We start from the raw sequence: 12,890 nt of genomic DNA on the forward strand, positions 1-12,890 counted from the left end.
AATAATTTTTGAAGGACAGATTACTCTGCCCTTCTTTGGTTAATTAGCCATTTCTCTTTTTAATGATTTCATCACTTACGTTTTTAGGAACTTCTTCGTAGTGATCAAATTCCATTGAATAAGTTGCACGACCTTGAGTCATTGAGCGAAGATCTGTTGAATAGCCAAACATTTGAGCTAATGGACAATAAGCTGCAATGATCTTTACGCCATTTCTATCATCCATTGAATTTACTTGGCCACGGCGTTTGTTAAGGTCGCCTATAACATCACCCATATACTCTTCTGGAGTTTCAACTTCAACCTTCATCATAGGCTCAAGAATAACAGCACCTGCCTTTCTAGCACCTTCCTTGAATCCCATTGAAGCAGCAAGTTTAAATGCCATTTCAGATGAGTCAACTTCATGGTAGCTACCATCAAATAGTGTAACTTTAACGTCTTCAACTGGGTAACCAGCAAGAACACCGCTTTGAAGTGCCTCTTTGCAACCTTTTTCAACAGCTGGAATATATTCTTTTGGAACAACACCACCTTTGATATCATTAACAAATTCAAATCCACTAGCAGCTGGAAGCGGCTCAATACGTAAAAATACGTGACCATATTGGCCACGACCGCCTGATTGTTTAGCATATTTATACTCTTGCTCAACTGTTTTGCGGATAGTTTCGCGGTAAGCAACTTGTGGTTGACCAACTTCAGCATCAACTTTAAATTCACGAAGCATACGATCAACTATGATCTCCAAGTGAAGCTCACCCATACCGCTAATAATAGTTTGACCACTCTCTTCGTCTGTACTAACTCTAAAACTTGGATCTTCTTGAGCTAGTTTTTGAAGAGCGATCGCCATTTTTTCTTGATCTGCTTTTGTTTTTGGCTCAACTGCAACACTGATAACTGGCTCTGGGAAGTCCATTCTCTCAAGGATAACTTTATCTTTCTCGCTAGCTAGAGTGTCACCTGTTAGAGTATTTTTTAGACCAACAACAGCACCGATCTCACCAGCAAAAAGCTCAGTAATCTCTTCACGTTTATTTGAGTGCATTTTTAGTAAGCGGCCGATTCTCTCTTTGCAGTCTTGAACTGTATTGTAAGCATAGCTACCACTTTCAAGGCTTCCTCTATAAACACGGATAAATGTTAGCTGTCCAACAAATGGGTCAGTCATAATCTTAAACGCAAGAGCGGCAAATTCGCCATCATCTGTACTTTCAACAGTCACTTCAGCGCCATCTTCATAAACACCATTTATCGCTGCGATCTCATCTGGAGCTGGTAAATAATCAACAACAGCATCAAGTAGAGGTTGGATACCTTTGTTCTTAAACGCAGTTCCGCAAAGCATAGGCGTGATAGTCATTCTCAAGCAGCCTGCTTTTATGCCTTTTTTAATCTCTTCTTCACTTAGCTCTTCACCAGCAAAAAATTTCTCCATCAAGCTATCATCTGTCTCTGAAACTGCTTCGATTAGTTTTGCACGGTATTCCTCTGCTTTATCTTTAACTTCAGCTGGAATTTCTTCTTCAACATAGTCAGTTGGTTTTTTCTCATCATTCCAAACATAAGCTTTCATTCTTACAAGGTCAACCACACCTCTAAAGTTATCCTCGGCACCTATAGGAATTTGAATAGGAATTGGGTTTGCTTTTAGTCTTTCCCTGATCTGCTCTTCAACTCTAAAGAAATTTGCACCAATTCTATCCATTTTATTAACAAAAACAATTCTTGGTACGTGATATTTATTTGCTTGTCTCCAAACAGTTTCTGATTGTGGTTGAACACCACCAACAGAACAAAATACTGAAACAGCACCGTCAAGAACACGCATAGAACGCTCAACTTCGATAGTAAAGTCAACGTGTCCCGGAGTGTCGATTAGGTTTATTTGATAACCCTTCCAAAATGCCGTAGTTGCAGCTGAAGTAATAGTAATACCACGCTCTTTTTCTTGTTCCATCCAGTCCATGGTAGCAGCACCATCATGAACCTCACCTATTTTATGGCTCATGCCAGTAAAGAATAAAATTCTCTCACTAGTAGTTGTCTTTCCAGCATCAATGTGAGCCGCAATACCAATATTTCTTACCTTATGTAAAGGCGTTTTTCTCTCTGCCATATTAATTCTTTCTTACCAGCGGTAGTGAGCAAATGCTTTATTAGCTTCTGCCATCTTGTAAGTATCTTCCTTCTTCTTGAAAGATGCACCTTTTGAGTTTGCCGCATCTAAGAGCTCATTCGCTAGTTTATCTATCATAGTTCTTTCGCTTCTCTTTCTAGCATAAGTTATAAGCCAGCGGATAGCAAGAGCTTGTTGGCGAGCTGGGCGAACCTCAACTGGTACTTGATAAGTAGCACCACCAACACGGCGTGATTTAACTTCTAAAATAGGTTTTACATTTTCAATAGCATCGTTAAAAACGTCGATGCCTTTAACCTCAGCATTTTTCTTTTCTATGGCTTTAATAGCACCATACATTATCTCAGTAGCGACGCTTTTTTTGCCATCATACATAAGAGAATTAATAAATTTAGTGATTATTTTATTTCCGTAAATCGGATCAGGTAAGACTTCCCTTACAGGGGCTTTTCTTCTTCTCATTTTGATCTTTCCTTCAAATTTTTATGAAATTTTACTCAAACGTTTGCAAATTTTAGCAACGTCTGCGAACCTAAATTTTTACTTTTTTGTTGCAGCTGCAGCGCCAGCTTTAGGGCGTTTCGCACCATATTTAGAACGAGAAACTGTTCTTTTTGCAACACCAGCAGTATCAAGTGCACCACGAACGATGTGATATTTAACACCTGGTAAGTCTTTAACCCTACCGCCGCGAACTAAAACAATACTGTGTTCTTGTAGGTTGTGACCTTCACCGCCGATATAGCTGATGACTTCAAAACCGCTTGTTAGCCTGACTTTGGCAACTTTCCTCAAAGCTGAGTTTGGTTTTTTAGGAGTTGTAGTATAAACCCTAGTGCAAACTCCTCTTCTTTGAGGGCACTCTTTTAACGCTGGAGATTTTGACTTAACAGTCACTTTCTTGCGTTCTTTTCTGACCAATTGATTTATGGTTGGCACAATAATTCCTTTCAACTAAATTTATTAAAAAGACCTAATTTTATTTAAAATAAACTTAAATAACGGTTAATAAGTTAGACTTACTCATCTAATTCTTGATTTTATAAAAACTCTGCTGTCTTTATTTTGTATTAGTCTTGTTTGATAGCATATTTGCCACTACCTATCAAAAGAATACAAAGTGAAATAGCAATATAAAGGTAAATAAGTTCTGATTTAAAACCATTAACTTCATTTAATGCAAATAAATTTGTAAATCCATAGTACGAGTATAAAATAGTAATACTAGTACCTAAAACTAGGATAGCACCCACTCTTGAATAAAAACCAATAATTAACATAATGGGTGCTAAGACCTCTCCAAGGTAAGAAAAATATGCCAAAAATCCAGGTAAACCAGCATTTACTAATACACCTTTTACTCCACTAAGTCCATGTAAAATTTTACCAAAACCATGCATAAAAAGGCAGATACCAAGTCCTAAACGTATAAATAAAAGTCCAAGATCAACGTTTTTCATAAATTCTCCATGATGTGATTTAAAGATAAGGATTTTATTAGGTGACAGTTAATAGCTTGTAAATTTTTAATTGATTTAATTCTATAAAGAGATTAAGCCCCAAAAATAGGGGCTTAAAGGACTAGTTTTCTTTGATTTTTACTTTTTTATCCTTATAAAAACCAGTTCCAACTGGGATCATACGTCCGAGGATAACGTTCTCTTTTAGATCCTCAAGATAGTCAAATTTAGCAGCAATCGATGCTTCTGTTAAGACTTTAGTTGTCTCTTGGAACGATGCAGCAGAGATCACACTATCACTTCCGATAGCTGCTCTTGTAACGCCTAATAAGATCGGCTCAGCAATAGCTGGCTCACCGCCCATGTTCATAATGCGCTCATTCTCTTCTTTAAATTTATTTCTTGAAACCATATCGCCAACTATGAAATTTGTATTTCCGCTATCAACGATTTTAACTTGGCGAAGCATTTGTGATACGATGATCTCGATGTGCTTATCAGCGATCGCAACACCTTGGCGGCGATAAACTTGTTGAATCTCGCTAATCAAATAGTAGTGAAGCGCTTTTTCGCCAAGAATTCTTAAAATATCGTGGCTTGAGATTAGCCCATCAGTTAGTTTCTCGCCAGCATGGACAAATTCCCCATCTCTTACTTGTATCTGACGACTTTTCTCGATCAAATACTCAGCAGTTGTGCCATCTTCAGCTTGGATGATTATGCGCTCTTTTGAGCGAAGTGGCTTGTCAAATCTAACCACACCATCAATCTCTGCAACGATAGCTGTATTTTTAGGGCGTCTTGCTTCAAATAGCTCACTAACTCTTGGAAGACCGCCGGTAATATCTTTTGACTTAGCAACAGCTTTTGGGGTCTTGGCCAAAATATCAGCCTGAGCTACTTCATCACCACTTGAGACAAAGATCGCAGTTTTTGGATCAAGCGGATACTTAATTAAATTTCCTTTTTTAGTAGCGATAATAATCGCAGGTTTTACACCGCTTGGCAAATACTCATTGATAACAAGACGTCTTTGTCCAGTCGCCTCATCTGCTTGCTCAGTCGCACTATATCCTGGCTCAATATCCTCAAAGCTAACCACACCAGCTTCTTCAGCAATAGTTGGAGTTGAGTATGGGTCCCACTCAGCAATAATCAACTTATCATCTTTTTCAGGTAACGAAACTACTGTCGCTCTCTCAACTGCATCATTATCAGAAACTTGGATGATAGAATTTCTTGGGATATAATGGCGAACCGCCTCACGTCCATCTTTATCAGAAACAACTACAAAGAAACCTTTTTCAGTTACTTTGTGACCTTTTTTGATATCTTTAACCCTATCAAGATAATCACCTTTTAATATGAAAAATTTAACTACACCATTTGCGTCAGCTAAAATTTTACGAGTTACCGGATCTCCGTCTGAAATTTTAAGTTCACTAGCGTATGGGATACGGTTTGGAATATTCCAACCCTCTTTTATGATCTCAACGATACTTTCGTTCTCTTTTACCTTATCGCCACTTACATAAGGTATATACATCTTTCCTTCGATCTTTCCGCTAACACCAGCTAATTCATTTGGCTTAGCAAGATCATTTCTTCTAATTGTATATTTAACCTCTTCTTTTTTACCTTTTATCACGATATTTACATCTTCGTGGGCATATTCGATCTCTATTTTGCCGTCAATCGTTGATTTAATCTTTGGCTCAACAAGTAGTACAGCCGCGCTTCTTCTATTTGCAACGATCTTCTTATCGCCGTTATCATAAGTATTAAGGTTGTAATATCTGATAAAACCTTCTTTTTGGGCGATTACTTGACGATCTTGTTGCTCAGTAGAAGCCGTACCACCAATGTGGAATGTTCTTAGTGTTAGCTGTGTACCTGGCTCACCGATAGATTGGGCTGAAATGATACCAACTGCTTCACCTGGTTTTACAAGTTTACCTTCACCCAAATTTAAGCCGTAGCATTTTGCACAAACACCTTTAGGTGCTTTGCAAGTAATAGGCGTTCTAATACTCACTGATTTTATACCAGCCTCAGTTATAGCTCTAGCTTTTTCTTCATCAAGTAATGTGCCTTCGCTAAATAAAATTTCATTAGTTATAGGATCGATCACATCATCTGCTAAAACACGGCCTAAAACTCTCTCTTCAAGGCTCTCTATTAGCTCGCCACTCTCTGTAATATCTGTGATTTCAACGCCCTCGTGCGTACCGCAGTCATGCATTGTTACTTTAACGTTTTGAGCTACGTCGATTAGCTTTCTTGTTAAGTAACCAGCGTTAGCAGTTTTTAGCGCGGTATCCGCAAGACCTTTTCTAGCTCCGTGGGTTGAGTTAAAGTACTCCATTATATTTAGACCTTCACGGAAGTTTGAAATAATTGGCGTTTCAATGATCGAACCATCAGGTTTTGCCATAAGACCACGCATACCAGCTAGCTGGCGAATCTGCGCTGCACTACCTCTCGCACCCGAGTCTGCCATCATATAAATAGAGTTAAATCCGCCCTTATCATTTTGGATAAGCTTCATCATCTCGCTTGCAACGCTGTTGTTTGTATCTGTCCAGATATCAATGATCTTGTTGTATCTCTCACTATCTGTTAAAAGACCAGCGCCATATTGCTTTTGAATTTCACGAACTTTTTTCTTAGCTTCGTCGATATATTTTTGCTTGCTATCTGGCACGATGATATCTGCGATAGAGATAGAAATTCCTGCTTTTGTAGCATATCTAAAGCCTAAATTTTTAAGCTTATCAAGGAAATCAGCCGTTACTTCAAGGCCGCCATTTCTATAAACGTAATCAACCAAATTTGCAATATCTTTTTTCTTCATGATCTTATTCCACATATTTTCAGGAACAAAATCAGGAAGTATTGCTCTTAAGATCAAGCGACCAGCTGTTGTAAAGATGATCTTGTTATCAACCATAGTCTTGATTTTAGCGTGAAGACCAAGGGTATTAGCCTCTTCAGCGATCATTACTTCATCAACGCTTGAGAAAATTTTATTTGCACCTTTTTCATCATTTCTCTCTAGGCTTAAATAATAAATTCCTAAAACCATATCTTGTGAAGGAACTGTGATAGCCTTACCACTTGCAGGAAGCAAAATATTCATTGAACTAAGCATCAAAATTTTGCACTCAGCGATAGCCTCTTGAGATAGTGGTACGTGAACAGCCATTTGGTCGCCGTCGAAGTCCGCGTTGAACGCCGCACAAACTAGTGGGTGAAGCTGAATCGCCTTGCCCTCAACAAGCACTGGGTGAAACGCCTGGATAGAAAGTTTGTGAAGTGTTGGAGCACGGTTTAGCATAACTGGATAGTCTTTAACGACCTCTTCTAGGCACTCCCAAACCTCATTTGTCTTATCTTCTATCATCTTTTTAGCTTGCTTAACAGTTGTTGCATAGCCTTTTTCTTCAAGGCGAGCAAGCAAATGTGGCTTAAATAGCTCTAGAGCCATCTTCTTTGGAAGACCACACTGATCCATCTTTAGCTTTGGACCAACGACGATAACAGAACGTCCAGAGAAGTCAACACGCTTACCTAGCAAATTCTGACGGAAGCGGCCTTGCTTACCTTTGATAATCTCGCTTAGTGATTTTAGTGGGCGCTTATTTGCACCTTTTACTGCATTTGCTCTGCGGCCATTATCAAATAGCGCATCAACAGCTTCTTGAAGCATTCTCTTTTCATTTCTAATAATGATCTCAGGTGCATCAAGCTCAAGTAGACGTTTTAGACGGCTATTTCTGTTTATTACGCGGCGATATAGGTCATTTACGTCTGAAACAGCAAATTTACCACCATCAAGGCTGACTAGCGGTCTAAGATCAGGTGGAAGAACTGGTAAATTTGTTATCATCATCCACTCTGGGCGGTTACCTGAATTTAAAAAGCTCTCGATAACTTTTAGGCGTTTTACGATAGTCTTTTTCTTGGCCTCAGAATTTGTAGACTCCATCTCTTCTTTTAGCTGATTTAAAATCTCCATCAAATCAAGCTCAGCTAGCATATCATAGATGACCTCGCCACCCATTCTAGCCGTAAAACCAGTCTCTTCATATCTTGAAGCTAGGCTTTGATATTGTTCTTCATTTAAAACGTCGTATTTTTCAACTTTCTTAGAATTTTCATTGTCGTAATAAGCCTCACCAGCATTATCAACAATATATGCCTCATAGTAAAGTACGCGCTCAAGATCCTTCATCTTAATACCAAGAAGTGCACCAATACGGCTTGGTAAGAAATTTACATACCAGATGTGAGCCACTGGAGTTACAAGCTCAATGTGACCCATGCGAGAGCGGCGAACCTTAGATGTTGTTACTTCAACGCCGCACTTTTCGCACTTGATGCCTTTATAACGCATCTTTTTATATTTGCCACAAAGGCACTCGTAATCACGGATCGGTCCAAAAATTTTCGCACAAAACAAGCCGTCACGCTCAGGTTTTAGCGTGCGGTAGTTGATAGTTTCTGGTTTTTTAACTTCGCCATAACTCCAAGATTTTATCTTCTCAGGACTTGCTAAACGAAGTTGAAAAGCTTCAAAATCACGAGGTCTATGCTCTTCTTTTATCTCAACTGGTTTTAAATTAGTTAGTTTCATTTGTCTCATCCTCATCATATACTTCTACATCAAGAGCTAGTGATTTTAGCTCGTTTGTTAGAACAAAGAACGTCTCAGGGATACCAGTCTCAGGAACGTTTTCACCTCTTGTTAAAGCTTTGTAAGCAGAAAGTCTTCCCTCAACATCATCTGATTTTACAGTTAGCATCTCTCTTAGTGTATGAGCAGCACCATAAGCCTCAAGTGCCCAAACCTCCATCTCACCAAACCTTTGACCACCAAATAGCGCCTTACCGCCGACAGGTTGCTGTGTAACAAGGCTATATGGTCCAGTGCTTCTTGCGTGAACTTTTTCATCAACCAAGTGGTGAAGTTTTAGCATATACATACAACCAACATTAACACGTTCTCTTATCTTTGAGCCTGTGCGTCCGTCATATAGTTCAGTTTTGCCGTCGCTATCTATCTTTGCCATCTCAAATAATTTTGCAAATTCGTCAGCTTTAACGCCTTCAAAAATCGGAGTTGCAAATCTTACGCCATTACTCCAATCTTTTGCGTGCTCAAGAAGCTTCTCATCGCTCATCTTACCAAGAGCTTTTTTAGCATCCATTAGCTTAGCAACGCCTGCTATCTCTATCATCTTAGCTCTTAGCTCTTTTATCCACTCGCCTTTTTTTGTTTCAAAAATTTCATTGATCTGCTCACCTAATCGGTAACCAACAAGACCAAGGTGGCTCTCTAAAATTTGACCAATGTTCATACGGCTTGGAACGCCAAGTGGGTTTAGCACAATGTCTACGATCTGACCGCTTGGAAGATACGGCATATCGACTTCTCTTACTATATTCGAAACGATACCTTTGTTTCCGTGACGTCCAGCCATCTTATCGCCAACTTTTAGTTTACGTTTTGTAGCTATATAAACTTTTACAAGTTTTACAACGCCGCTAGGTAAAATATCATCTTTTTCTAAAATTTCTATCTTAGCATCGTGCTCTTCTTTGAGCTTTTTCTTCTCATTTTGGAAGTAATTTTTTAGCTCGTCATATTTCTTTTGGATATCTTTTGAAAAGCTTTTAACGATAGCATTTAGGGTAAATCTATTTATATTTTCAAGATCAGCCTTATTGATCTTTGAGCCTTTCTTATACTCTTTTTTATTTACCTCTTGATCGCTCGCTAGTGGATTTTTAGAAAGAAGTGCTGTAACTTTTAGCATCTCTTCGCGGTCTAGCATAAGTAGTCTATCATGATGTTCTTTTTCTAAAAGAGTCTTCTCCTCTTCGTAAGCTTTATTTGTTCTGCTATCTTTTTCATAACCTTTTTTGGTGAAAATTTTAACATCAACAACCACGCCTTCCATCGAAGCTGAAGCGTAGAGCGATTTATTTACAACGTGACCAGCCTTTTCACCAAAAATCGCACGTAGCAATCTTTCTTCTGGAGTTGGCTTAACTTCGCCTTTTGGAGATACTTTACCAACAAGGATCATGCCAGGCTTGATCTCTGTACCAATTTTGACAATACCGCTTTCGTCAAGGTGCATAAGCTCCTCTTCTTTGACGTTTGGTATATCTTTTGTTATCTCCTCAACCCCGTCTTTTAACTCACGAGCCTCGATCTCTTTTTCATAGATATGAACACTCGTAAAAGCATCTTCACGTATCATTTTTTCGCTAATGACGATCGCGTCCTCGTAGTTGTAGCCATTCCAAGGCATAAATGCAATTAGTGCATTTTTACCGATAGCTAGCTCGCCTTTTTCCATGCTTGGGCCGTCAGCGATTATTTGACCAGCAACGATCTCATCGCCTTTTTTAACTATCGGATGTTGAGAAAAAGTCGTATTTTGGTTTGTTCTTAAATTTTTCTCCAAAGAGTAGTGATCAATGTATGGACCAGCTTCGTCTTCGCCTAAAATGAATATATTTTTATTATCAACCTTTTCAACAACACCACTACGTTTTGCTTTTACGCTTTCCCATGCATCTCTTGCAATAACGCTCTCCATACCTGTTCCAACAATAGGAGCAGTTGAGCGAAGTAGTGGCACTGCCTGACGTTGCATGTTTGAACCCATGAGAGCACGGTTAGCATCATCATGCTCTAGGAATGGAATAAGTGAAGCCGCAACACCAGCTATCATACCAGAACAAAGGTCGATCAAAGCAACATCTTCTCTACGGGCAAGCATCATCTCGCCATCTTTTCTAACTTCAATCAAGTCCTCAACGATGTGTCCATTTTCATCAAGTTTAGTTGATGCTGGAGCTATAACATTGCCCTCTTCTTGAGTTGCGGTTAAATAAACTATCTCATCAGTCACTTTGCCATCTATAACTTTTTTGTAAGGAGCTTCAACAAAGCCAAGATCATTCACTTTTGCATAGGTTGAAAGTGTATTGATAAGACCAATATTTTGACCTTCTGGAGTCTCAACTGGACAAATTCTACCGTAATGAGTTGGGTGAACGTCACGCACCTCAAATCCAGCACGTTCTTTTACTAAGCCACCCTCGCCAAGTGCAGATAGACGGCGCTTGTGAGTAACTTCACTAAGTGGGTTTGTCTGATCCATAAACTGGCTTAATTGACCGCCTGTGAAAAATTCCATAATTGTGGCTGTAATCATTTTTGGATTAATGAGGTCGTATGGCATAATCTCTTCAGTATTATTACTTAAGCTTGTAAATTTATCGCGGATAGCCTTTTGCATCTTTACAAAACCGAGGTGAAGTTCGCTAGCAAGTAGCTCACCGATTGACCTTATACGGCGATTACCAAGGTGGTCGCGATCATCAATGTGACCTTGTCCATTTTTAACTTTTATAAGATATTTTGCAGTTTTTATGATATCTTCACTTGTTAGTAAGGTAACGTATTCTGGTACATCAAGTGAGAGCTTATGATTCATCTTCATACGACCAACTTTTGTTAAATCATATCTCTCAGGGTTAAATAGCATATCATTTACAAAACTCTTTGCGGCCTCTTTTACAACTGGTTCTCCTGGTCTCATAACCTTATAAATTCTAATAGCCGCAAGATCGTTTTCGTCATCCACGCCCTCAGTTTGTTTTAAAACCTTAAGCATATCGTTGTCAGCTATGAAAGAATTTATAATTGCATCATCAACACCAGCAGCAGAGTTATTTATAATCTCAATACTTTCATGCTCAGCTAAAATTTTTGCAAGTTTATTCTCGTCAAGAGCAGATAGTGTATCATATAAAATTTCTCCACTCTCTGTATTTATTACAGGATTTGCCAAATATCTACCAATAAGTGCTTCAACTGGGTATTCAACAAATTTTACGCCATCTTCAATCAACTTATCAGCTTTTTTCTTAGTTAGACGTTTGCCTGCTTGGTGAAGAATTTCTCCATCTTCGTTTTTTATATCATATTCAACTCTTCCCAAATAATCTTCAGGATTAAAAAGAGTTAAAAATTTGTTATTTTTAATAATTAAATTTTGTATTGGATAAAACAACTTAATAATGTCTTGTTTTTTATATCCAAGCGCCCTAAATAATATAGTTACTGGCACTTTTCTACGTTTATTTATCCTAACATATAAAATATCTTTTGTATCATATTCAAAGTGTAGCCAAGAGCCACGGTCTGGTATTATTTGAGCTGTATAAATTAATTTATTTGCAACAGTCGCGCTCTCTTCTTGTTTAAAAATAACACCTGGACTTCTATGGAGTTGATTTACAACAACACGCTCAACACCATTTATAATAAATGAAATTCTATCAGTCATTAGTGGAATTTCACGTATAAAAATTTCTTGTTCTTTTATATCTTTAACACCGACTTTATCACCTGTCTTATCATCTTTCTCATGAACGATAAGACGTATTTTCATCTTTAAATTTACAGAGTATGTAAGACCTCTTTCTATACACTCTCTGATCGTATATTTTGGTTTTCCAATTTCTGAGCCAACATATTCTAAAGTCAAACGATTTTGCGGATCATGTATTGGAAAGATTGATTTGAAAACTTTTTCTATACCGCTTTCTATTTGATTGTTATTTAGATTTAAAAAATTATCAAAGCTCTTTTTTTGTAGTTGTAGTAGGTTCGGAACGTCTATCTCCTTAACGACATTAGAGAAGTCAACCCTAAGACGATTTCCTGAGTATAAGCTATTTAACATTGCATCTACCTCGTGGTAATTTTGAAAGAAAAGTATAGCCTTTTAACAAGGCATCTAAAATTTAAAAAAGAGAGAGCCTGTGCCCTCTCTTGAAATATTAAGCTCAAATAATAAAAAATTATTTAAGTTCAACCTTAGCACCAGCTTCTTCAAGCTCTTTTTTAGCTGCCTCAGCCTCATCTTTGCTAACACCTTCTTTAAGAACAGATGGTGTTCCCTCAACTGCGTCTTTAGCTTCTTTAAGACCAAGACCAGTAAGCGCTCTAACAACTTTAATAACGTTGATTTTCTTATCACCAGAATCAACCAAAACAATGTTAAATTCTGTTTTTTCCTCTGCTGCAGCTGCTGCACCACCTGCTGCAACAGCACCACCTGCTACCATTACAGGAGCAGCGCTAACACCAAATTTCTCTTCGAACTCTTTTACAAGTTCACTAAGCTCAAGTACAGAAAGATTAGATATAAACTCTAATACATCTTCTTTAGTAATTGCCATTTTTAATCCTTATTATTTTT

7 protein-coding genes are annotated in these 12,890 nt (G+C 38.1%); all 7 read right to left on the minus strand.

Annotated features, from left to right (window positions below; genetic code table 11):
- Positions 1-43: 43 nt before the first annotated feature.
- The 7 genes from fusA to rplL all read right to left on the minus strand — a co-directional run bounded on the left by fusA (position 44) and on the right by rplL (position 12,870).
- Positions 44-2,122, minus strand: coding sequence for an elongation factor G (gene fusA, locus ATCC51562_RS02430; protein ID WP_021090828.1), 2,079 nt, complete (start codon positions 2,120-2,122; stop codon positions 44-46).
- Between the two features lie 12 nt (positions 2,123-2,134).
- Positions 2,135-2,605 (minus strand): 30S ribosomal protein S7, encoded by a 471-nt coding sequence (gene rpsG, locus ATCC51562_RS02435; protein WP_021090980.1) that lies wholly within the window; start codon positions 2,603-2,605, stop codon positions 2,135-2,137.
- Between the two features lie 78 nt (positions 2,606-2,683).
- The gene (gene rpsL, locus ATCC51562_RS02440) at positions 2,684-3,082 is read right to left on the minus strand and encodes a 30S ribosomal protein S12 (RefSeq protein WP_021090705.1); all 399 of its coding nucleotides are present in this window, start codon (positions 3,080-3,082) and stop codon (positions 2,684-2,686) included.
- 131 nt (positions 3,083-3,213) lie between these two features.
- On the minus strand, positions 3,214-3,603 hold the full coding sequence (locus ATCC51562_RS02445) for a DoxX family protein (RefSeq protein WP_021090500.1): 390 nt from the start codon (positions 3,601-3,603) through the stop codon (positions 3,214-3,216).
- Positions 3,604-3,724: 121 nt separating this feature from the next.
- Entirely contained in the window at positions 3,725-8,239 is a 4,515-nt protein-coding gene (rpoC, locus tag ATCC51562_RS02450) for a DNA-directed RNA polymerase subunit beta' (RefSeq protein ID WP_021091033.1), read from the minus strand.
- Positions 8,226-12,371, minus strand: a complete 4,146-nt coding sequence (gene rpoB, locus ATCC51562_RS02455) for a DNA-directed RNA polymerase subunit beta (RefSeq protein ID WP_021090984.1) — start codon at positions 12,369-12,371, stop codon at positions 8,226-8,228. Before rpoB ends, rpoC begins: the two co-directional genes overlap by 14 nt.
- 118 nt (positions 12,372-12,489) lie before the next feature.
- Positions 12,490-12,870 (minus strand): 50S ribosomal protein L7/L12, encoded by a 381-nt coding sequence (gene rplL / locus ATCC51562_RS02460; RefSeq protein ID WP_021090592.1) that lies wholly within the window; start codon positions 12,868-12,870, stop codon positions 12,490-12,492.
- Positions 12,871-12,890 lie beyond the last annotated feature (20 nt).

Source organism: Campylobacter concisus ATCC 51562 (assembly GCF_000466745.1).
In the GTDB taxonomy this organism is placed as follows: Bacteria; Campylobacterota; Campylobacteria; order Campylobacterales; family Campylobacteraceae; genus Campylobacter_A; species Campylobacter_A concisus_B.

Excerpts from the sequence above, each read along its gene's own strand:
- fusA (WP_021090828.1), bottom strand. The coding sequence starts at position 2,122 with ATGGCAGAGAGAAAAACGCCTTTACATAAGGTAAGAAATATTGGTATT.
- rpsG (WP_021090980.1), bottom strand. The coding sequence starts at position 2,605 with ATGAGAAGAAGAAAAGCCCCTGTAAGGGAAGTCTTACCTGATCCGATT.
- ATCC51562_RS02445 (WP_021090500.1), bottom strand. The coding sequence starts at position 3,603 with ATGAAAAACGTTGATCTTGGACTTTTATTTATACGTTTAGGACTTGGT.
- rpoC (WP_021091033.1), bottom strand. The coding sequence starts at position 8,239 with ATGAAACTAACTAATTTAAAACCAGTTGAGATAAAAGAAGAGCATAGA.
- rpoB (WP_021090984.1), bottom strand. The coding sequence starts at position 12,371 with ATGTTAAATAGCTTATACTCAGGAAATCGTCTTAGGGTTGACTTCTCT.
- rplL (WP_021090592.1), bottom strand. The coding sequence starts at position 12,870 with ATGGCAATTACTAAAGAAGATGTATTAGAGTTTATATCTAATCTTTCT.